Raw genomic sequence first — 20454 nt, 5'->3', positions numbered from 1 at the left:
TTCAGGGGGTTTCTTCCAGTAGTTCCAGGTCGCGTGCCGGCAGCCAGCCGAGCGCACCATTGGCGCGTTCGGCCCACCACCAGCCACCGTGTTCGTGATGCAGTCGCACCATCTCGCCGCTGTCCACGTCCAGCTCCTGCGCGGTGTAGTCGCGCAGCGCCTCGGCGCGGCCGTCGCCGAGCACGCGCAGCCACGCCACCGGCGCCCAGCCGGCGCGGTTGTCGGCGGTGCGCACCCAGGCGAAGTCCGGCCATTCCTCGTCGCGCACGCCGAGCTCGACGATCTCCCCGGCGTGGAAACGCAACGGCACCGGGTACTGGCTGCGGTAGGCGTTGAGCAGTCGCGCGCGCATGTCAGCCGGCCGCCACCGCGCGCCTTGCCGCCGCCACGATCCGCTCCACGCTCGGCAGGTATTTCATTTCCAGCCGGAACAGCGGGATGTGGGTGTCGTAGCCGGTGACGCGCTCGACCGGCGCCAGCAGGTCGTACATCGACTCCTCGGCCAGGCGCGCGGCGATTTCGGCACCGAAGCCGGCGGTCTTGGGCGCTTCCTGCACGATCACGCAGCGGCCGGTCTTGGCCACCGACTCGGCGATGGTGGCGAAGTCCAGCGGGCGCAGCGTGGCGACGTCGATGACCTCGGCGCTGATGCCTTCGCCGGCCAGCTTGTCGGCCGCTTCCAGCGCTTCCTTGACCTGCGCGCCCCAGGCCACCAGGGTCACGTCGGTGCCGTCGCGCAGCACGAAGCACACGTCCAGCGGCAGCGCCTCGCCGTCGTTGGCGACCACTTCCTTGTACTGGCGGTAGATGCGCTTGGGCTCCATGTAGATCACCGGATCCGGCTCGCGGATCGCCGCCAGCAGCAGCCCATAGGCGCGCTGCGGGCTGGACGGCAGCACCACGCGCAGGCCCGGCACGTTGGTGAAGATGGCCTCGTTGGCCTCGCTGTGGTGTTCCGGCGCGCGGATGCCGCCGCCCCACGGCACGCGCAGCACCATCGGGCAGTGCAGGCGGCCGCGGGTGCGGTTACGCATGCGCGCGGCGTGGCAGATGATGTGGTCGACCATCGGGTAGACGAAGCCGTCGAACTGCGCTTCGGCCACCGGCTTCATGCCCTGCACGGCCAGGCCGACGGTGAGTCCGGCGATGGTGGTCTCGTCCAGCGGGGTGTCGAGCACGCGCTGCGCGCCGAACTTCTGCTGCAGGCCGGCGGTGGCGCGGAACACGCCGCCGTTGACGCCCACGTCCTCGCCCAGCACCAGCACCGACGGGTCGTGCTCCATTTCCCAGGCCAGCGCCTGGGTCACGGCTTCGATCAGGGTGATGGGGGTGGCGGTCATGGGGGTCTCTCCGCTGGCGCCGGTCGCGCCGTGGTCGCTGGCAAGGTCGTGGCCGGCCGGGACGCCGGTGCTGCGCTTGATGTCATCCATGGCGCTGCTCCAGGGCAATGGCCGCGGCGCGCTGGGCCAGCAGGTCCGGCGGCGGGTCGGCATACAGGTAGTCGAACATGGCCTCCACCGGCTGCACCGGGCAGTTGAGGTAGGCATTGACCTCCTCGTCCACGCGCGCGCCGCATTCGGCGATCCAGTTCTTCTCCTCTTCCTCGCTCCACACGCCCTGCGCGGTCAGGTACCTGCGCAGGCGGATCAGCGGCTCCTTCAGCCACGCGGCCTTGACCTCGGCGTCGTCGCGGTAGCGGCGCGCGTCGTCGGCGGTGGTGTGGTCGGACAGGCGGTAGGTGAGGAACTCCAGCACGGTGCCGCCCTGGCCGGACAGGGCACGCTCGCGCGCCTGTTCCATCGCCGCCAGCACCGCGATCAGGTCGTTGCCGTCCACCTGCAGGCAGAACAGGCCGCCGGCCAGGCCCTTCTGGGCCAGGGTCTGGGCGCCGGTCTGGGCCGAACGCGGCACCGAGATCGCCCAGCCGTTGTTGACCACGCACAGGATCAGCGGCAGCTGGTAGGCACCGGCCGAGTTCACCGCGGCGTAGAAGTCGGTCTTGGAGCTGCCGCCGTCGCCGCACACGGTCACCGCCACCTGCGGCTTGCCCTGCAGCTTGAACGACAGCGCCGAGCCGGCCGCGTGCAGGCACTGGGTCGAGATCGGCACGCAGATCGGGAAGTCGCGCGCGGCGTCGCTGTCGCGGTCGTAGTCGCTGCCGCGCTCGTCGCCGCCCCAGTACATCAGCACGTCGCGCGGGCGCACGCCGCGCATGAACATGGCGCCGTACTCGCGGTAGCTGGGGGCGAACACGTCGCCGGGCTTCATCGCCGCGCCGATCCCGACGTGGGCCGCTTCATGGCCCAGGCAGGAGGCGAAGGTGCCGAGCTTGCCGGTGCGCTGCAGGGCCACGGCCTTGGTGTCGAACACCCGGGTGGCCAGCATCTGCCGGAACAGGGGCAGCAGCGCGCGCGGATCGCGCAACGAGGCCGGCAGGTCGTCGCGTACCAGGCTGCCGTCGGCATCCAGGTACTGCAGGTAGTCGATGTGGAACTGGGCGGAAACCGTCATTGCAGCAACACCTTGGACAGATGGTTTCAAATGATAGGAATTGCGCATGGTAAGGAATCGGGCGGGAAAAGCCGTCCTGCGCCGCAGCACGAAATCCGTGCGCCGGCCCATGGGCGGCCGCCGCGGCACGTGGATCCAACGCATTCAGCCAGCCGCCGCGGCCGCCGGCCGATTGTCGCGCCGGTTGCAATCGCAAGTGTTCGCTTTCCGTTTGCGCGGGCAGCGGCCGCCGCCCGGGCCGGGTTACCCTTTGCGCCCCACGCAGATGGCAAGGCCGATGACCGTAGAACAGAACCAGCGTGAGCTCGAAGCCGGCATCCACACCGACCTGCACGGCCGGCTCACCTATGGCGGCTACCTCTGCCTGGACCGGCTGCTGTCGGCGCAGCAGCCGTTGTCCAGCCCGGCGCACCACGACGAGATGCTGTTCATCATCCAGCACCAGACCTCGGAGCTGTGGCTGAAGCTGCTCGACCATGAACTGCGCGCGGCCATCGGCTTCCTGCAGCGCGACCAGGTCTGGCAGTGCCGCAAGGTGCTGGCGCGCGGCAAGCAGGTGCTGCGCCAGCTGACCGAGCAATGGTCGGTGCTGGAAACCCTGACCCCGTCCGAGTACCTGGGCTTCCGCGACGTGCTCGGTCCGGCCTCCGGGTTCCAGTCGCTGCAGTACCGCTGCATCGAGTTCCTGCTGGGCAACAAGAACGCGGACATGCTGGCGGTGTTCGATTACGACCCGGAGGGGCAGGGGCGGCTGCGCCGGACCCTGGAGGCACCGAGCCTGTACGAGGAGTTCCTGCGCTACCTGGCGCGCTTCGGCCATGCGCTCCCGCCGGAGTACGCCGGCCACGACTGGACCCGCCCGCATGTCAGTGATCCGGCGCTGCGGCCGGTGTTCGAGCGCATCTACCAGGACACCGACCGCTACTGGCGCGAGTATTCGCTGTGCGAGGACCTGGTGGACCTCGAGTCGGCGTTCCAGCTGTGGCGCTTCCGCCACATGCGCACGGTCATGCGGATCATCGGCTTCCGCCGTGGCACCGGCGGTTCCAGCGGCGTGGGTTTCCTCAAACAGGCGCTGGAACTGACCTTCTTCCCGGAACTGTTCGAGGTGCGCACCAGCATCCGCGGCGATACCGGGGCGGTGCCCGCCGGGACCTGAAACGCCAACGTATTCAGTATTTTGGACGGGGCTGCGGCCGGTCACGGCCGCAGCCGCCCCGCCGCCGCCCGGGCCGCCGGCGCGGCGCTTGTGGATTTGACGTGAAGCCGGCGCTTCGGTGATCCTCGCGCGTCGTGCCGATTCCGGCCGACTTCCTTTGCATCATCTGCCCAACGAATCACTCAGGGGGAAACCCAGCATGAGCGCTGCCGCGCCGAATTCCGCATCCACCCCGGCGCCCGTGCCGGAGTTCAAGAACCTCCTCGGCCACCCGCGTCCGCTGTGGATGCTGTTCATGACCGAGTTCTGGGAACGCTTCGCGTTCTACGGCATCCGCTGGGCGCTGGCGCTGTACATCGTCGCCCAGTTCGCCGAGAGCCAGGCCGGGGCCAGCAAGCTCTACGGCGCCTATCTGGCGCTGGTCTACGCGGCGGCGCTGTTCGGCGGTTTCGTCGCCGACCGCATCATCGGCTACCAGCGCTCGATCCTGATCGGCGCGGCGGTGATGTCGCTGGGCCTGTTCCTGATCGCCATTCCCGACGACCGCGTGTTCCGCATCGGCCTGGCCACGATCATCGCCGGCAACGGCCTGTTCAAGCCGAACATCTCCAGCATGGTCGGGCAGCTGTACGGCATCAATGATTCGCGCCGCGATTCGGGCTTCACCATCTTCTACATGGGCATCAACGCCGGCGCGCTGGTCGCCCCGGTGCTGACCGGCATCCTGGCCGACAAGCTGTTCGGCACCGAGGCCATGCCGGCCTACAAGTACGTGTTCATCGCCTCCGGCATCGGCATGCTGATCAGCCTGGTGTGGTTCTGGATCGGCCGCCGCCAGCTGGGCAGCGTCGGCGCGGCCCCGGCCGGGGCGGGCATTGGCCGCACCCTCGCGGTGTTGGTCGGCGCGCTGGTCGCGGTGCCGGTGGCCTATGGCCTGCTGACGATCGACGCCGGCATCCTCGGCTGGATCCTGGGCGCGCTGTTCACCGCGCTGTGCGTGATGATCCTGGTCGAGGGCATCCGCGAGGGCAAGGTGGCGCGCGACCGCTCCATCGCCATGCTGATCATCTTCGTGTTCAACGTGCTGTTCTTCATGTTCTTCGAACAGGCCGGCAGCTCGTTCAACTTCCTGGCGCAGAACATCGTCGACCGCGACCTGGCGGGCTGGATCTTCCCGATCGGCTGGTTCCAGTCGGTGAACTCGGTGGCCATCCTGGCGCTGGGCCCGATCTTCGTGTGGCTGTGGACCGCGCTGGGCAAGGCCAACCCGTCGATCCCGCGCAAGTTCGGCCTGGGCCTGATCTTCAACGGCCTGGCCTTCCTGCTGCTGATGTACGCGCTGTCCTCGCTGGTCGACGACGCCGGCAAGATCCCGTTCTGGACCCTGTTCATGGTCTACGTGATCCAGACCGTGGGCGAGCTGTGCCTGTCGCCGATCGGGCTGTCGATGACCACCAAGCTGGCCCCGCTCAAGGTCGTCGGCCTGGCGATGGGCGGCTGGTTCCTGTCCACCGCCATCGGCAACAACCTGTCGGGCATCTTCGCCGCGGTGGTCAGCGGTGAAAGCGGCATGACCGTCGAGTCGGCGCTGAAGGGGTATACCTTCGGCTTCTGGTCGCTGCTGGGCGCCGGCGTGCTGCTGTTCCTGATCGCGCCGCTGGTGCAGAAGCTGATGCACGGCGTGAAGTGAGGAAACCACGATGAAGCGGATGTCCGGTGGAATATCCCTGCTGCTGGCGGCGCTGCTGGGGGGCTGTGCGCAGCCACCGGCACCGCCGGCGGAGAAGGTGCAGCCGCTGGATACCTCCGAACAGAAGGCGCCGGTGGCCGATACCAGCCAGCCGGTCGCCTCGGGCAATACCCCGGCCGCGGCGGACATCGCCGCCGTGGCCGCGCTCAACGCGCAGTTCGACCCCGCGCGCGACCCGGTCGCCGACCTGGAGACGGCCAAGGTCGAGGCCCAGCGCGGCGGCAAGCGGATCGTGCTGGACGTGGGCGGCGAGTGGTGCTCCTGGTGCCACCTGATGGACGCCTTCATGGAAGGCGACTCGGAGATCCGCCGCTTCCGCGACGCGCATTACGTGTGGATGAAGGTCAACTACAGCGAGGACAACGAGAACGCGGCGTTCCTGTCGCGCTTCCCCGCCATCACCGCCTACCCGCACCTGTTCGTGCTCGACGCCGAGGGCCAGCTGCTGCATTCGCAGTTCACCGGCGAACTGGAGAAGGGCAAGGGCTACGACCGCGCCCGCTTCTTTGCGTTCCTCAAGCAATGGGCGCCGCCGGCCACGCCCTGAGCAGGGCGCGGGCGAGGCAAGCGACGGCGTCGCAGGGCGCCGTTTTCGATCCGGACTTCATTTCCGTGGCCAGCGGCCGCTAACGGGAGCATTCGCTTGCTCGCCGGGGCCGATTGCCGATGTCGCTTCCTTCCGATGCCACCCCCGAAACCAGCGTCCCGGCCGCCGCCGGGGCGACGGGCACGGGCCTGCCCACGGTGGACGCGCTGATGGACGAGCAGCCACCCGCCGATACCGATGCCGATGCGCCGGCGCCGCGCTACCGGCTGCCGCAATCGGCGGTGCCGCCGACCATCATGCTGCAGGCCGCGGTGGCGCGGCTGGTGGAGCAGAAGGAGCGCATCGACCGGCTGGCCCGCGAAGGCCTGATTGACGGCCTGTTCCCCGCCGAGTGGAGCGCGGTGCCGGGCAACGAGCTGCGCGCGTTCGTCGCCTCGGTGGTGCCGTTCGCCTCGGACAGCGTGCGCGGCGAGACCGTCGCCGCGCGGGTGCCGTTGAAGTACCTGCTGGGTCAGTCGCATCGCTGGGGCAGGGATGACGTCGCCGAGCCCCGTTCGCTGAGTGCGTTCCTGGCCAGCGACGAACGCGCCGCCGCGGGCGCGGCCGATGCGGCCGAGGTGATGCTGCTGGGGCCGCTGGGGCTGGGCTGGGCCCAGGTCGGCCGCAGCCGGGTCGGCTTCCTGCGTGCGATGGGGGCCGAGTCGCTGGCCGCGCGGGTCACCGCGTTGCCGTACCCGGCGCCGGAGCAGCTGGCGCTGTACCAGGTGAGCGTTGCCGGCGCCACGCAGGTCTGGTGCGTGCTGGACAACCGCAGGCTGCGCGCGCTGTCGGCGCCGTCGCTGAGCGTCCCGTTGTTGACCGCCTACGGCGTCGTCGCGCCACAGGCGTGGCCGGCGCAATGGCCCGATCCGGTCGAGGTGGATGCCGAACTTGGCCTGGCCAGGGCTGGCAAGGGGGCCCATGAGGTTGACCTGGTCAGGCTGGTGGACAAGATCCAGCGCAGCCGGGCCGGCGAGGCCTGGAGCAGCGCGAGCCTGATGCAGCTGCATACCTGGGTGCCCCGCTGGCGCTTCTTCCTGGCCTCGTTCATCGGCCTGCCGGCGGCACTGCTGCTGATCGCGGCGCTGGCCCTGCCCGGTCGCGTCGAGGCCGCGGCGGTGGCGGCGGCGCTCGGCTTCGCCGGTGGCGCCATTGCCGCGCTGGCCGCGCCGTGGATCTACGCGCGCCGCAAGTTCCTGAGCTGAGCAGAGCGGTGGATGCGCAGCCTGCGCCGCATGGGCTGCACCGGGACCGTGTCCTGCAGGGCGTGCCCCGCCTCCACGGGAAAGGCCGCCAGGCGTCTCAATCCAGGGTCATCTGCGCCAGGCCGGCATCGGCCAGGCGGGTGATGAGCCGTTCCAGCACCTGCTCTTCTTCCTCGGTGAGCACCGACATCAGCTTGCGGGTGATCTCCATCACCATCGGCGCGACGGTCTCGTAGACCTCGAAGCCGGCCGCCGACAGCGCCAGCACCGAGCGGCGGCGGTCGTCGCCATGGGTCTCGCGGCGGATGAAGCCGCGCTCCAGCAGGCGCGCCACCGCGCGGCTCACCGCGACCTTGTCCATCGCCGTGCGTTCGGACACCTCGCTCGCCGACGAGCCGGGGTACAGCGCCAGGATGGTGATCACGCGCCATTCCGGGATCGACAGGCCATAGCGCTCGCCGTACAGGCGCGCGATGTTGCCGCTGACCCGGTTGGACAGCACGCTGATGCGGTAGGGCAGGAACTGTTCTAGATCGAGCAGCACGTGCGAGGCACGGATGCTGGTGGACTTGCTGTAATCGGAAGCGCTCATGCTGCAGTGCACCTTGATGGTGGTTTCATGTGAAACTATAACCTTCGGTTCTGACCCGCGTTCGCCGCGTGTCTTCCTGTATTGCGCCGCCGGCTGCGGCGACGACCCACTTCCGGAGGCAACCCATGAACACCCACGTCCACGCCGCATCCAACGCGCCCAACCTGGGCATGCAGGTGACCACCTTCGAGAACCCGATGGGCATCGACGGTTTCGAGTTCGTCGAATTCGCCGCGCCGGCCGGTCAGGTCGCCGGGCTGCACGACTACTTCAGGAACATGGGATTCACTGCCGTGCTCCGCCATCGGCAGCGTGCTATTACCGTCTACCGTCAAGGCGGCGTCAACTTCCTGGTGAACGAGGAGCCGGATTCGTTCGCCGCCGACTTCGCCGCCAAGCACGGCCCGTGCGCCTGCGGTTTCGCCATCCGCTTCCAGAAGCCGGCCGCCGAGGTGCTGTCCGCGGCGCTGGGCAACGGCGCCGAGGAAGTGACCCTGCTGGCCGACACCCGCGCGGTGCCGGCGCCGGTGATCAAGGGCATCGGCGACTGCATGCTGTACCTGGTGGACCGCTATGGCGAGGCCGGCAGCATCTACGATGCGGACTACGTGCCGGTAGACGGCGCCGAGCAGGACCCGAAGGGCTTCGGCCTGACCTTCATCGACCACCTGACCCACAACCTGTACCTGGGCAACATGCAGAAGTGGTCGGATTACTACGAGCGCCTGTTCAACTTCCGCGAGATCCGCTACTTCGACATCAAGGGCGCCAAGACCGGCCTGGTGTCCAAGGCGATGACCGCGCCGGACGGCATCGTGCGCATTCCGCTCAACGAGTCGTCCGACCCGAAGAGCCAGATCAACGAGTACCTGGACGCGTACAAGGGCGAGGGCATCCAGCACATCGCCTGCTTCACCGACAACATCTATGACACCGTCGAGGCGATGCGCGCGCACGGCATCGAGTTCCTGGACACGCCGGACACCTACTTCGACGTGGTCGACCTGCGCATCCCCGACAATGGCGAGGACGTGCCGCGCCTGCGCAGGAACAAGATCCTGATCGACGCCGACCCGGAAACCAAGCAGCGCAAGCTGCTGCAGATCTTCACCCAGAACTGCATCGGCCCGATCTTCTTCGAGATCATCCAGCGCAAGGGCAACGAAGGTTTCGGTGAAGGCAACTTCCAGGCGCTGTTCGAGAGCATCGAGCGCGACCAGATCAAGCGCGGCGTGCTGTAAGCAAAGCGCTCCAGGCCCCTCTCCGGTAGGGAGAGGGCTCTGAAAACAGCAAACAGGCAGGCAGCTCCATGCTCAGCAACGATTATCAGACCGGTTTCGGCAACGAGTTCGCCACCGAGGCGGTGCCCGGCACCCTGCCGGTGGGGCGCAACTCGCCGCAGCGCGTGGCCCACGGGCTGTATGCCGAGCAGCTGACCGGCACCGCATTCACCGCGCCGCGCGGCAGCAACCGCCGCAGCTGGCTGTACCGCATCCGCCCGGCGGCGATGCACGGCGAGTTCACCCCGTTCGCGCAGCCGTGCCTGCACGGCGATTTCAGCCACGCGGCGGTGTCGCCCAACCAGCTGCGCTGGAACCCGCTGCCGCTGCCGCAGGCGCCCACTGATTTCGTCGAGGGCCTGTACACCATGGGCGGCAACGGCTCGCCCGAGGCGCATGCCGGCGCCGCGATCCACCTGTACGCGGCCAACGCCGACATGCGCGGCCGCTACTTCTACAATGCCGATGGCGAGCTGCTGGTCGTGCCGCAGCTGGGCCGGCTGCGGCTGCGCACCGAGATGGGCGTGCTGGAGGTCGAGCCGCAGCAGATCGCGGTGATCCCGCGCGGCGTGCGTTTCGCGGTGGAGCTGCCGGACGGGCAGGCGCGCGGCTATGTCTGCGAGAACTTCGGCGCGCTGCTGAAGCTGCCCGACCTCGGCCCGATCGGCAGCAACGGCCTGGCCAACCCGCGTGATTTCGAAACGCCGGTGGCCGCGTACGAGCACCTGGAAGGCGATTTCGAACTGGTCGCCAAGTTCCAGGGCCGGCTGTGGCGCGCCGCCATCGGCCATTCGCCGCTGGACGTGGTCGGCTGGCATGGCAACTACGCGCCGTACCGCTACGACCTGCGCCGCTTCAACACCATCGGCTCGATCAGCCATGACCATCCGGACCCGTCGATTTTCCTGGTGTTGCATTCGCCCAGCGACACGCCCGGCACCAGCAACCTGGATTTCGTGATCTTTCCGCCGCGCTGGCTGGTGGCCCAGGACACGTTCCGCCCGCCGTGGTTCCACCGCAACATCGCCAGCGAGTTCATGGGCCTGGTGCATGGCGCGTACGACGCCAAGGCCGAGGGCTTCGTGCCGGGCGGCTGCTCGATCCACAACTGCATGACCGGCCATGGCCCGGACGCGGCCACGTTCGACAAGGCCTCCGCCGCCGACCTGTCGCGCCCGGACGTGATCACCGACACCATGGCGTTCATGTTCGAGACCCGTGGCGTGATCCGCCCGACCGAGCAGGCCATCGCCGCCGCGCACCGGCAGCGCGACTACCAGGCGTGCTGGAGCGGGCTGCGCGACAACTTCGCGCCGCCGCGGTGACTCAGGCCGGCAGCGGTGTGTCCAGCACCGCTGCCAGGCAAGACTCGGGCAGTACTTCGCGCAGGCGGTCGCGCACGCGGCCGACGTAGCCGTCCGACGCCATTGCCGGCAACTGCGCCAGCGCCAGCCGCAGCGCGTGCACGGTATCGTCTTCGCCGCGGGTGGCCTGCAGCAGCTGGCGCAGGCGCGCGGCGGCGGGGTGGCGCTGCAGTGCCAGCATGTCCAGCAGATAGATGCGCGCGGCCACCAGCGAGCGGCGCCGTGCCGCCGCCGATGGTGCGGCGTCGGGCACGGCTGCCGGCGCCGGTTCCGGCTGTGCCATGTGCAGGTAGCCGTCACGCTGCAGCCGCGCGATCAGGGCCGGGGCGTCGTCACCGAGCAGGGTGACCAGTTCGGCCAGATCGCGCTTGCCGTCGCACAGGATCAGGGCGCGGCGCTGGCGCAGGTCCAGCGGGGCACGGTGGGCCTGGAGGGCGGCATGCGCGAGGTCGGTCTTGCGCGGTTGCATGGGCGGAAGGGCGATGCGGCGCGGAGCCCCAAGCCTGCCCGTCGCAGGTGAAAGCGTGATGACATGGGCTATCGGGAACGCGCATTTGGTCAAGGTTCCGGCGGCACTGAAAGTCGTGGTGCTTTTGCCCTATATCCGTCATTTATTTCCGCCAGGTGGCTTGCCTGCAGTCCTGTCGATGGAGGCATGGCCCTGCAAGGTAATGTGATGCTTATCACTTCTGGCGCGTTGGTCTTGGCCGGCCCCGTATCAGCCGGAGTTTGCTGAGTCAGGTTTGGGGTGTTAGCTTCCCATTAAGCGCTGCCATATGGATTCGACGCTGCAATGGTGTCGAAAGGGGGCCATGCGCTGTCCGGGGCGGCGAGGGAGATTCGCCGCAGAAGAGGTATCCATTCAAAGATCCAGGGGTTAATCGATGAAGACACGTAAATTGTGTGATGCGATTCTCGTTGCATTGATTGGTACGGCTGGGCTTGCAGGCACGGCAGCCGCGCAGGACGCGGAAACAAAACCCGACGCCAAGATGCTCGACACGGTCACCGTGACCGGCACCCGCATCAAGAGCCAGACCATGACGGCTTCCAGTCCCGTCGCGGAAATCGACCGGGAGGCCTTCAAGAACACGGGTGCGACACGTGCGGACGATCTGATCAACCAGTACCCGCAGATGGCGCCCTACTTCGACAATTTCGCGAATAACGGCGCGCAGTCGTATCCGACGGCGGATCTGCGCGGCCTGGGGCCGGGCCGCACCCTGACCCTGGTGAACGGGCACCGCCTGCCGCCGGGCACCTTCGAATCGCGCGATATCAGCATCGTGCCCGCGGCACTCATCAAGCGCGTCGATCTTCTGACCGGCGGTGCCTCGGCCGTTTATGGCTCCGACGCGATCGCCGGTGTAGTCAACTTCGTCCTGGATACCAATTTCGAAGGTATCAGCCTTAATGCCGGCACCTCGGCCTACCGGCACAAGAACGACAATTCCTATCTCCCCGGGAAAATGGACGAGGTCGGGTATACCTATCCGAGGGGCGATTCGGGGTTTGACGGAATCTCGCGGAACGTGGACATCGCCATCGGTGGCAAGTTTGGCGAAGGCAAAGGCCACGCGATGGCATGGATGACCTGGCGCGAGAACGACGCGTTGATGCAGGGCGATCGCGATTACTCTTCCTGTGCCCTGAATGCGAGCGGCACTGCCTGTGGTGGCTCGGGAACCGCGCCGATCCCCAATTTCTACATCTATGACGCCGACTACGTGCTTTCGGATACGGGCGGCGCCGCGCACTTCGATCCCACTACCGGCAAGTGGGCGCCGGACATGGGCCAGCTGTACAACTACGCGCCCATCAACTATTACCAGCGCCCCGATACCCGTTATAACTTCGGCGCATCGGTTCGCTATGACGTTAATGACTATTTCCGTCCCTATGCGGAAATGATGTACGTCAACAAGAAGAGCAGCATCCAGGTCGCGGAATCCGGCACGTTCTTTGCTCAGACGCTTTCGATCGCGTGCGATGACCCGCTGATCAACACCATGTGTTCGGATCTGGGACTTTCGGACGCCGAACCGCTGGAGATCTATGTTGGCAAGCGCAACAACGAAGGTGGCGCCCGCAGGACCAGCGACGATACCAATTCATGGCGTCTGATCGGCGGTGCCGAGGGTTTCATCAACGACACCTGGAGCTACAACGCCTCGTACGCTTTCAGTCGTACCGAGAATACCAATATCGGGCGCGGCGACTTCCTGTCCGACCGCGTCGCGTCGGCGCTACTGGGCTGCCCGGCGGGCTCCTTCGCCGGCTGCGTTCCCTACAACGTCTGGGTACCGAATGGGGTCACCAAGGAGGCGGCCGAGGCATTGCAGGGCGTCAGCATGGTGTCGACCAGTACCTCGATGAAGGTACTGAACGCCTATGTGAGCGGAGACCTGGGATGGGGTTTTCCCACGGCCGACAACGATCCGATCAAGCTGGTGTTTGGCTATGAATGGCGAAAGGAACATTACGAGGTCGAGGCCGACAGTAATTCCGCGTCCGGCAACTTCACGGGCGCTGGTGGCCCCGTGACCGCGATCAATGGCGATGTGAGCGTGCGCGAACTGTTCATGGAAAGCGCGGTGCCACTGGCGCAGGACATGGGGCTGCTGCGGAGCCTGTCGCTGGACCTGGGCTTCCGCGCATCCGACTACAATCTGTCCGGTCGCGCCAATACCTATAAGGTCGGCGCCAATGCCGAGCTGGGCCCGGTGCGCCTGCGCGGTGGCTTCAACCGCGCCATCCGCGCCCCGAACATCGGTGAGCTGTTCTCGCTGCAGTCGATCTCCCTGTGGGAAGGCGAAGATCCGTGCGCTGGTTCCAACCCGGTCTATACCGCGGCACAGTGCGCCAATACCGGCGTGACCGGCGCCCAGTATGGGAACATTCCGGCCAGTCCCGCCGACCAGTACAACCAGTATGCGGGTGGCAACCTGGAGCTGACGCCGGAGAAGGCCAAGACCTGGACGCTGGGTGCGGCGTACAGCCCGATCGATGGCCTGGATCTCAGTCTTGATTTCTACGATATCAAGATGACCGATCGCATCGCCGATATCGGCGCCTCCACGATCCTCGAGTTGTGTGGCAGTACCGGCAACCCGACGCTGTGCTCGATGATCCACCGCCGTAGTGGAAGCGGTGATCTTTGGATCGGCAATGATGTGGCGACCACGGGTTACATCGAGAACCTGACCGGCAACTTCGGCAAATCGCATCACCGTGGGTTCGACTTCACCGCGGCCTATGGTTGGGATGCCCTGGGTGGCCGATTCAACACGACCTTCGTTGGTACCCGTACGCAGAAGGTTGAGATCGACAACCTGCCCGAGATCGAAGGCACGAAGTTCGATTGCGCTGGCAAGATCAATGTTTCCTGCCTGAATCCCAAGTGGCGCCATATCGCCAATGCCAGCTTCGCGCGTGACTGGTACAGCGTCAATCTGCGCTGGCGTTACACCGCCGGTGTCGATTATGTAAATGCCGTCACCGGCAGCAAGCTCAGCACGGACAAGCTGTTGGTGGCCAATGGGAACAAACTCAGCGCAGCCAACTACTTCGACCTGTCGGCCAACTTCGACATCGGTCCCATGGTGTGGACGATGGGCGTCAACAACATCGCGGACAAGGAACCGCCGATGGTCGGCAACGCGCTGGCACTCAACGGCAATGCTCCGGGTGGCTACGACCAGGCCGGCCGCTACTTCTTCACTAGCGTCAGTGTGAAGTTCTGATGTGAGTTGGCGTCGCCGGCAGCGCGTGCGCTGCCGGCGACGCTCAGTGAAGCCGGGCGGCGGCTAGCCGTCCTGTTTCCCATCGCCCGCTTCCTGGTTTTCGCCCGGCACTTCCGGCCGGCTTTCCATCATCAGCGACAGGGCCGCCTTGGCCATCATGTGGGCGCTCACCGGTGCGGTGATGAACAGGAACACGGTGATCAGCAGCTCACGTGGCTGCGGATCCTCGCCGAGGAAGATGTGGTACGCCACCGAGCACACCAGCACGCAGCCCACGCCCAGCGTGCTGGCCTTGGTGGGGGCGTGCAGGCGCTTGAAGAAGTCCGACAACCGGACCAGGCCGAGCGCGCCGACCAGGATGAAGAAGCAGCCGAACAGCAGCAGCGCCGACAGCACGAAGGGCAGCACGGCCATCATTCGACGATGTCCCGGCGCAGCACGAACTTGCTCAGCACCACGGTGCTGCAGAAGCCGAGCATGGCGATCACCAGCGCGGCCTCGAAGTAGACCGCCGAATTGAGGTACATGCCGAACAGCATCAGTTCGGCGATGGCGGTGACCGAAAGCGTGTCCAGGGCGAGGATGCGGTCGGGCACCGTCGGCCCGCGCAGCAGGCGCCACAGCGCCAGCAGCATCGCCAGCGCGACCATATGCATGCACACCACCACGGTGGTCTGGAAAACCAGGAGTCCGGTCACGGGAAGATCTCCATCAGCGGCGCCTCGTAGCGGGACTTGATCTCGGCGATCAGAGCCTGCGGGTCCTCCAGGTGCAGCACGTGCACCAGCAGGTAGCGGCGGTCGTCGGACAGGGCGGAGGACACCGTGCCCGGGGTGAGGGTGATGAGGCTGGTCAGCGCGGCGATGCCGTGGATGTTGCCGATGTCCAGCGGCACCCAGATGAACCCCGGGGTGAGCCTGCGCTCGGGCCCCAGCACCTGCGCGGCGACGCGGAAGTTGGACAGCAGGATGTCCCACAACATCACGCATACCAGCCGCGGCAATGGCCGCAGCGTGCCGATGCGGGCGAACTCGCGGTCAAGGCGCGCGGCGAACAGCGGGATCACCACGCCCAGCAACATGCCGAGCAGCAGCTGGCCGAGGTCGAAGCTGGCGGACATGACCAGCCAGAACCCGACCACGGTGATCGACAGCGCGGGCGAGGGGAACAGCCGCCGCAGCAGGGGCCGGCGCGCGCTCATGGCAGCCTCGATTGCGGCGTGGCGCCGCGCACGTCGTGCAGGTATTGCTGCGGCGCCAGCAGCTGCGCGGCAATGGCGTCGGTCTGCCGCATCAGCGGCGCGGCGAACACGCTCATCGCCAGTGCGCAGGCCAGCAGCGCGGTGGTGGCGGCGGTCTCGAACGGTCGCGCCGGCACTTCGCCCGCGGGTGCTGGCGGCGCGTCGTCCTCGCCGGGCACGTGCCAGAACAGGCGGATGCCGCTGCGTACCAGGCCGATGATCACCAGCAGGCTGCTGCCCAGTATCGTCGCCCAGACCAGGCCGGTATGCGCGTCGGGCACCGCCGACAGCAGCGCGGCCTTGGCCAGGAAGCCGGCCAGCGGTGGCAGCCCCGCCACCGCCACCGCGCCGACCAGGAACAGCAGGCCGGGGATGGTCTTGCCCGGCAGCGCGGCGGCCAGGTCGCGTTCGCCGCGTTCACCGGCGCGCCAGCGCCGGCGGCGGATCAGGTCGGCGACCAGGAACAGTGCGGCCGCGGTGAACGTGCTGTGCGGCAGGTAGTACAGGCCGGCCGAGATGGTCCCGGCGTTGCCCAGCGCGAAGGCGATGAACAGGGTTGCCGCCGAAACCACCACCAGGTACGCCACCTGCACCCGCAGCCGGGTCGCCGCCAGTGCGCCCAGCGCGCCCAGCAGTAGGGTGCCGATGCCGGCCCACAGCAGCCAGCCGGCGCCATAGCCGGCCAGCGCGCCGGCGCCCTCGCCGAACCACAGCGTGCCCACGCGCAGCACCGCGTACAGGCCGACCTTGGTCATGATCACGAACAGCGCCGCCACCGCCGCCGGTGCGCGCGCATACGATTCGGGTAGCCACAGGTACAGCGGCAGCAGCGCGGCCTTGGCGCAGAACACCACCAGCAGCAGGCCCAGCGCGGCCTTGGCCAGCTTCAGATGGGTCGGCGGAAGCTCGGCGATGCGCTGCCCGATCTCGGCCATGTTGAGCGTGCCCAGGGTGGCATAGAGCATGCCCAGTGCGATCAGGAACACGGTCGAGGCCGAGACGTTGAACACCACGTAGTGCAGGCCGATGCGCAGGCGCAGGCCGCGGCCGCCGGACAGCAGCAGGCCGTAGGAGGCGATCAGCAGCACCTCGAAGAACACGAACAGGTTGAAGATGTCCCCGGTCAGGAAGGCGCCGTTGAGACCGACCAGCTGGAACTGGAACAGGGCATGGAAGTGCGGCGCGCGGCGGTCCCAGCCGGTGCACGCATGCAACAGGCAGGCCGCGGCCAGCAGCAGCGTGGTACCGAGCATCCAGCCGGCCAGGCGGTCGGCGACCAGGGCGATGCCCAGCCGCGCCGGCCAGTCGCCCAGCAGGTACACCATGGTCTCGCCCTGGCTGGTGGCGGCGATCAGCAGCCCTTCGACCAGTGCCAGCACCACCATGCTGGCCCAGGCCACGCTGCGCTGCACCTTCGGCCCGTAGCGCCGGTGTTCGACGAACAACGACAGCGACGCGCCCAGCAGCGGTACCAGGACCGGCAGGATCGGCAGGTGGTTCATGCGCCCTCCCGGTTGCCGGCGTCGCGGCCGCCGTCGGGCTCGTGCGCGTCGACGTGGTCGCTGTGGTTGTCGCTGCGGCTGCGTATCGCCAGCACGATGCTGACCGCGGTCATGGCGAAGGCGATGACGATGGCGGTCAGTACCAGCGCCTGCGGCAGCGGGTCGGTGTAGTGCGCCAGATCCGGGGCCACGCCGTCCTTGAGCACCGGCGCCTTGCCGCTGGCCAGGCGCCCGGCGCTGAAGATCAGCAGGTTGGTGGCATAGGACAGGAAGGTCATGCCGAGGATGACGTCGAAGCTGCGCGCGCGCAGCAGCAGGTACACGCCGATCGCGGTGAGCACGCCAATCGCGCTTGCCAGGGCCAGTTCCATCAGTGCATCTCCCCGGTGCGCGGCGAACGGCGGTGGATGTCGATCTCGCCATGGCGCGCGCTGCGCGTGCGCGACGGCTTGACCGTGCCCATCATCGACAGGATCAGCATCACCCCGCCGAACACCACCAGGTACACGCCGGTGTCAAAGCCCATCGCGCTGGCCAGCGGCAGCTCGCCGATCAGCGGCAGGTGCAGGTCGAGGTGGCCGCTGGTCAGGAACGGAACCCCGAACAGCATCGACGCCATGCCGCTGAGTACGGCGACCAGCAGGCCCACGCCGATGCAGCGGATGTAATCGAAGCCGAAGCGCGATTCCACCGACACCGTGCCCTGGATCACGTACTGGATCAGCAGCGGCACCGCCAGCACCAGCCCGGCGATGAAGCCACCGCCCGGGGCGTTGTGGCCACGCAGGAACAGGAAGATCGACACGGTGAGGGTGAGCGGGAACATGATCTGCGCCAGATCGGCCGGTACCGGCAGCTTGATCGGCGGGCCGGGCATGATCTGCTCGGGCGCCATGCGCGCGCGGCGCAGCAGCGCATGCACCACCAGCGCTGCGATGCCGAACACGGTGATTTCGCCGAAGGTATCGAAGCCGCGGAAGTCGACCAGGATCACGTTCACCACGTTCTGGCCGTAGGCCTCGGGTAGCGCGCGCTGCAGCATCTCGCCGGCCACGGTGTTGGGCGGCAGGGTCATCATGGTGTAGGCCAGCGCGGCCAGGCCGCCGCCGGCGACCACCGCGATCAGCGCGTCGCGGCGCTTGCGCCACGGCGTGCGCTCGGGTGGCGACTGCGCCGGCAGGTAGTTCATGCCCAGCAGCATCAGCACCAGAGTCACCATCTCCACCATCAGCTGGGTCAACGCCAGGTCCGGCGCGGACAGGAACACGAACGCCAGCGCCACCATCAGCCCGGAACCGCCCACCACGATCACCGCCAGCAGGCGCTGCCGGTACAGGAACAGCGCGCCCAGGGCGCAGGCCAGCATCACCAGCCACAGTGCCCAGCCCAGCAGCGGCATCGGCTGCGCCGCCGGCCAGGCCGGCCATGCCGGGGCGGCGGCGTACGGCGCACCGGCCACGATCACCGCCACCAGCACCAGCGCCAGCAGCATGCGCTGCAGGCTGCCGTCCGCCAGCGCGTGGGTGATGCGCTGGGCCAGCCCGAACAGCGCGTCCATGCCGCGCTGGAACAGCAGCTTGCCGACCGGGCGGTTGCGCGCGGCATACAGGTCGGTGCGCCGGCGCAGGCCGGCATACAGCGCGATGCCGCCGGCCACGCCGACCGCGCTCATCGCCAGGGGCAGGTTGAAGCCGTGCCAGACCGACAGGCTGTAGACGGGCATGGCGGCGCCGAGGATCGACTGCGCGGCGGCGTGCAGCACGGGGGCCACGGTCAGCGCCGGGGCAATGCCGACCGCCAGGCAGATCAGCACCAGCACCTCCACCGGGACCTTCATCCAGCGCGGCGGTTCGTGCGGCACCCCCTCGATGTCGAGCGGGCCCTTGCCGAAGAAGGTGTCGTGGACGAAGCGCAGGCTGTAGGCGACGCCGAGGATGCCGGCCAGCAGCGCGGCCGAGCTCATCGCCGTGCGCATCCACTGCGGGCCGCCGGTGGCCAGCGCTTCGGCGAACAGCATTTCCTTGGACAGGAAGCCGTTGAGCAGCGGGATGCCCGCCATCGCCAGCGAGGCGATGATCGCCAGCGTGCTGGTGATGGGCATCAGCCGCCGCAGGCCGCCAAGGCGGCGCATGTCACGGGTGCCGGTTTCGTGGTCGATGATCCCCGCGGCCATGAACAGCGAGGCCTTGAAGGTGGCGTGGTTGAGGATATGGAACACGCCGGCGACCACCGCCATCGGCGTGGACAGGCCGAACAGCAGGGTGATCAGGCCCAGGTGCGAGATCGTCGAATAGGCCAGCAGGCCCTTGAGGTCATGCTGGAAGATCGCATTCCAGGCGCCGACCAGCAGGGTGATCGCGCCAATGCCGCTGACCAGGTAGAAGAACAGTTCGCTGCCGGCCAGCGCCGGGTGCAGCCGCGCCAGCAGGAACACACCGGCCTTCACCATCGTCGCCGAGTGCAGGTAGGCCGATACCGGGGTGGGCGCGGCCATCGCGTGCGGCAGCCAGAAATGGAACGGGAACTGCGCGCTCTTGGTGAAGATGCCGGCCAGGACCAGCAGCAGCGCCCACGGATACAGCGCGCTGCCACGGATCAGGTCGCCCGAGGCCAGCACCACGTCCAGGTCGAAGCTGCCGACGATGCGGCCGATCAGCAGCACGCCGGCCAGCAGCGCCAGCCCGCCGCCGCCGGTGACGACGAACGCCATGCGCGCGCCCTCGCGGGCGTCGCGGCGGTGCGACCAGAAGCCGATCAGCAGGAACGAACTGATGCTGGTCAGCTCCCAGAACACCATCAGCAGCAGCAGGTTGCCGGACAGCACCATGCCCAGCATCGCGCCCATGAACAGCAGCAGGCAGCTGTAGAAGCGGCGCGTGCTGTCCTGCGCCGAGAGGTAGTAGCGCGCGTACAGCACCACCAGCGCGCCGATGCCCAGCACCAGCCCGGCGAACATCCACGCCAGCCCGTCCAGGCGCAGGGTGGCCTCCAGCCCGATCCGCGGCAGCCAGGGCCAGCTTTCGCGCAGTACCGCGCCGTCGAGCACGGCCGGGGTCATCGTTCCCAGCAGCACCAGGCCCAGCAGGGGGGCGGCACCGGCCACCCACGCCGCGGCCGTGCGCGACAGGCGGCCATGCAGGGCGATGAGCGCGGCCATCAGGAATGGCAGCGCGAGCAGCAGGGGGAGAACGGATGTCATGCAGGGAATGCGGGATTCGCGAGCAGGTCCAGCAGTCTAGCAGGCGCTTTTTTGCCGCCGGAACCCCGTAGATGAACGAGCCGTTCGGGTTCGCGGTCCGCGCCGGGCGCCCCGAGTGGCCGGCGTCCGCGCCCCGGCAGCAGGCCCGGCCGCCCCCGGCGGAACGGACCGGCGTGGCGCTGCCGGAGGGCGGACGCGCGCACGCTGCGGCGCGCCTGGCAGGCGCGGAGACCGGCCCGCCAGGCACCGGCAACGGCGCGTCGGGTGTTCGCGCCGCGGATGCCATGGCGGTGCCCGTGGCGATGGCCGTGCGCGGACATGGC

General features: G+C 68.0%; 18 protein-coding genes. 7 read left to right on the top strand and 11 right to left on the bottom strand.

Annotated features, from left to right (window positions below; genetic code table 11):
• Position 1 precedes the first annotated feature (1 nt).
• The 3 genes from AC06E6_RS13220 to pdhA all read right to left on the bottom strand — a co-directional run bounded on the left by AC06E6_RS13220 (position 2) and on the right by pdhA (position 2511).
• Positions 2-352: an SH3 domain-containing protein gene (locus tag AC06E6_RS13220; RefSeq protein ID WP_182335426.1), complete on the bottom strand. Its 351-nt coding sequence runs from the start codon at positions 350-352 to the stop codon at positions 2-4.
• Position 353: 1 nt separating this feature from the next.
• Entirely contained in the window at positions 354-1340 is a 987-nt protein-coding gene (locus tag AC06E6_RS13215; RefSeq protein WP_104940285.1) for an alpha-ketoacid dehydrogenase subunit beta, read from the bottom strand.
• An 82-nt stretch (positions 1341-1422) separates the two neighbouring features.
• Positions 1423-2511 (bottom strand): pyruvate dehydrogenase (acetyl-transferring) E1 component subunit alpha, encoded by a 1089-nt coding sequence (gene pdhA / locus AC06E6_RS13210; protein WP_240212400.1) that lies wholly within the window; start codon positions 2509-2511, stop codon positions 1423-1425.
• A gap of 277 nt (positions 2512-2788) precedes the next feature.
• Between pdhA and AC06E6_RS13205 the strand changes: the two genes are divergently transcribed.
• The 4 genes from AC06E6_RS13205 to AC06E6_RS13190 all read left to right on the top strand — a co-directional run bounded on the left by AC06E6_RS13205 (position 2789) and on the right by AC06E6_RS13190 (position 7211).
• On the top strand, positions 2789-3670 hold the full coding sequence (locus tag AC06E6_RS13205; RefSeq protein WP_240212399.1) for a tryptophan 2,3-dioxygenase: 882 nt from the start codon (positions 2789-2791) through the stop codon (positions 3668-3670).
• Positions 3671-3869: 199 nt separating this feature from the next.
• A complete protein-coding gene (locus AC06E6_RS13200; RefSeq protein ID WP_240212398.1) occupies positions 3870-5360 on the top strand; it encodes a peptide MFS transporter in 1491 nt (496 codons plus the stop codon).
• Positions 5361-5379: 19 nt separating this feature from the next.
• On the top strand, positions 5380-5967 hold the full coding sequence (locus AC06E6_RS13195) for a thioredoxin family protein (RefSeq protein WP_409476821.1): 588 nt from the start codon (positions 5380-5382) through the stop codon (positions 5965-5967).
• A gap of 119 nt (positions 5968-6086) precedes the next feature.
• Positions 6087-7211, top strand: a complete 1125-nt coding sequence (locus AC06E6_RS13190; protein ID WP_478061641.1) for a hypothetical protein — start codon at positions 6087-6089, stop codon at positions 7209-7211.
• A gap of 97 nt (positions 7212-7308) precedes the next feature.
• On the opposite strand, the gene AC06E6_RS13185 is transcribed toward AC06E6_RS13190, so the two are convergent.
• A complete protein-coding gene (locus AC06E6_RS13185; protein WP_104939739.1) occupies positions 7309-7803 on the bottom strand; it encodes a MarR family winged helix-turn-helix transcriptional regulator in 495 nt (164 codons plus the stop codon).
• A gap of 125 nt (positions 7804-7928) precedes the next feature.
• Here AC06E6_RS13185 and hppD point away from each other — a divergent pair, with 125 nt between their 5' ends.
• Positions 7929-9044: a 4-hydroxyphenylpyruvate dioxygenase gene (hppD, locus tag AC06E6_RS13180; protein ID WP_478061638.1), complete on the top strand. Its 1116-nt coding sequence runs from the start codon at positions 7929-7931 to the stop codon at positions 9042-9044.
• A 68-nt stretch (positions 9045-9112) separates the two neighbouring features.
• Entirely contained in the window at positions 9113-10408 is a 1296-nt protein-coding gene (gene hmgA / locus AC06E6_RS13175) for a homogentisate 1,2-dioxygenase (protein ID WP_293756427.1), read from the top strand.
• Between the two features lies 1 nt (position 10409).
• Here the strand turns inward: hmgA and AC06E6_RS13170 are convergent, their stop codons facing one another.
• On the bottom strand, positions 10410-10916 hold the full coding sequence (locus tag AC06E6_RS13170; protein ID WP_478061636.1) for a hypothetical protein: 507 nt from the start codon (positions 10914-10916) through the stop codon (positions 10410-10412).
• 415 nt (positions 10917-11331) lie between these two features.
• On the opposite strand from AC06E6_RS13170, the gene AC06E6_RS13165 reads away from it, so the two are divergent.
• Positions 11332-14190: a TonB-dependent receptor domain-containing protein gene (locus AC06E6_RS13165; RefSeq protein ID WP_478061634.1), complete on the top strand. Its 2859-nt coding sequence runs from the start codon at positions 11332-11334 to the stop codon at positions 14188-14190.
• A 63-nt stretch (positions 14191-14253) separates the two neighbouring features.
• Here the strand turns inward: AC06E6_RS13165 and AC06E6_RS13160 are convergent, their stop codons facing one another.
• From AC06E6_RS13160 to AC06E6_RS13135, 6 genes are read right to left on the bottom strand one after another with little or no spacing between them, the layout of a single operon-like run.
• Entirely contained in the window at positions 14254-14607 is a 354-nt protein-coding gene (locus tag AC06E6_RS13160) for a Na+/H+ antiporter subunit G (protein WP_240212389.1), read from the bottom strand.
• On the bottom strand, positions 14604-14846 hold the full coding sequence (locus tag AC06E6_RS13155) for a K+/H+ antiporter subunit F (RefSeq protein WP_237723598.1): 243 nt from the start codon (positions 14844-14846) through the stop codon (positions 14604-14606). Before AC06E6_RS13155 ends, AC06E6_RS13160 begins: the two co-directional genes overlap by 4 nt.
• Positions 14847-14884: 38 nt before the next feature.
• Positions 14885-15391, bottom strand: a complete 507-nt coding sequence (locus AC06E6_RS13150; protein WP_240212388.1) for a Na+/H+ antiporter subunit E — start codon at positions 15389-15391, stop codon at positions 14885-14887.
• On the bottom strand, positions 15388-16932 hold the full coding sequence (locus AC06E6_RS13145) for a monovalent cation/H+ antiporter subunit D (RefSeq protein WP_240212387.1): 1545 nt from the start codon (positions 16930-16932) through the stop codon (positions 15388-15390). Before AC06E6_RS13145 ends, AC06E6_RS13150 begins: the two co-directional genes overlap by 4 nt.
• The gene (locus AC06E6_RS13140; RefSeq protein WP_240212386.1) at positions 16929-17303 is read right to left on the bottom strand and encodes a Na+/H+ antiporter subunit C; all 375 of its coding nucleotides are present in this window, start codon (positions 17301-17303) and stop codon (positions 16929-16931) included. The genes AC06E6_RS13145 and AC06E6_RS13140 overlap by 4 nt, the downstream gene beginning before the upstream one ends.
• On the bottom strand, positions 17303-20131 hold the full coding sequence (locus tag AC06E6_RS13135) for a monovalent cation/H+ antiporter subunit A (RefSeq protein ID WP_240212385.1): 2829 nt from the start codon (positions 20129-20131) through the stop codon (positions 17303-17305). The genes AC06E6_RS13140 and AC06E6_RS13135 overlap by 1 nt, the downstream gene beginning before the upstream one ends.
• Positions 20132-20454 lie beyond the last annotated feature (323 nt).

It is taken from the genome of Stenotrophomonas sp. Steno-Z10-HUANG, from assembly GCF_056393075.1.
Note: the sequence above shows the minus strand (reverse complement) of the source record. Positions and strands in the feature narration are given on the sequence as shown.

Coding starts and splice junctions, on each gene's coding strand:
- AC06E6_RS13220 (WP_182335426.1), bottom strand. CDS start 352: ATGCGCGCGCGACTGCTCAACGCCTACCGCAGCCAGTACCCGGTGCCG.
- AC06E6_RS13215 (WP_104940285.1), bottom strand. CDS start 1,340: ATGACCGCCACCCCCATCACCCTGATCGAAGCCGTGACCCAGGCGCTG.
- pdhA (WP_240212400.1), bottom strand. CDS start 2,511: ATGACGGTTTCCGCCCAGTTCCACATCGACTACCTGCAGTACCTGGAT.
- AC06E6_RS13205 (WP_240212399.1), top strand. CDS start 2,789: ATGACCGTAGAACAGAACCAGCGTGAGCTCGAAGCCGGCATCCACACC.
- AC06E6_RS13200 (WP_240212398.1), top strand. CDS start 3,870: ATGAGCGCTGCCGCGCCGAATTCCGCATCCACCCCGGCGCCCGTGCCG.
- AC06E6_RS13195 (WP_409476821.1), top strand. CDS start 5,380: ATGTCCGGTGGAATATCCCTGCTGCTGGCGGCGCTGCTGGGGGGCTGT.
- AC06E6_RS13190 (WP_478061641.1), top strand. CDS start 6,087: ATGTCGCTTCCTTCCGATGCCACCCCCGAAACCAGCGTCCCGGCCGCC.
- AC06E6_RS13185 (WP_104939739.1), bottom strand. CDS start 7,803: ATGAGCGCTTCCGATTACAGCAAGTCCACCAGCATCCGTGCCTCGCAC.
- hppD (WP_478061638.1), top strand. CDS start 7,929: ATGAACACCCACGTCCACGCCGCATCCAACGCGCCCAACCTGGGCATG.
- hmgA (WP_293756427.1), top strand. CDS start 9,113: ATGCTCAGCAACGATTATCAGACCGGTTTCGGCAACGAGTTCGCCACC.
- AC06E6_RS13170 (WP_478061636.1), bottom strand. CDS start 10,916: ATGCAACCGCGCAAGACCGACCTCGCGCATGCCGCCCTCCAGGCCCAC.
- AC06E6_RS13165 (WP_478061634.1), top strand. CDS start 11,332: ATGAAGACACGTAAATTGTGTGATGCGATTCTCGTTGCATTGATTGGT.
- AC06E6_RS13160 (WP_240212389.1), bottom strand. CDS start 14,607: ATGATGGCCGTGCTGCCCTTCGTGCTGTCGGCGCTGCTGCTGTTCGGC.
- AC06E6_RS13155 (WP_237723598.1), bottom strand. CDS start 14,846: ATGCATATGGTCGCGCTGGCGATGCTGCTGGCGCTGTGGCGCCTGCTG.
- AC06E6_RS13150 (WP_240212388.1), bottom strand. CDS start 15,391: ATGAGCGCGCGCCGGCCCCTGCTGCGGCGGCTGTTCCCCTCGCCCGCG.
- AC06E6_RS13145 (WP_240212387.1), bottom strand. CDS start 16,932: ATGAACCACCTGCCGATCCTGCCGGTCCTGGTACCGCTGCTGGGCGCG.
- AC06E6_RS13140 (WP_240212386.1), bottom strand. CDS start 17,303: ATGGAACTGGCCCTGGCAAGCGCGATTGGCGTGCTCACCGCGATCGGC.
- AC06E6_RS13135 (WP_240212385.1), bottom strand. CDS start 20,131: ATGACATCCGTTCTCCCCCTGCTGCTCGCGCTGCCATTCCTGATGGCC.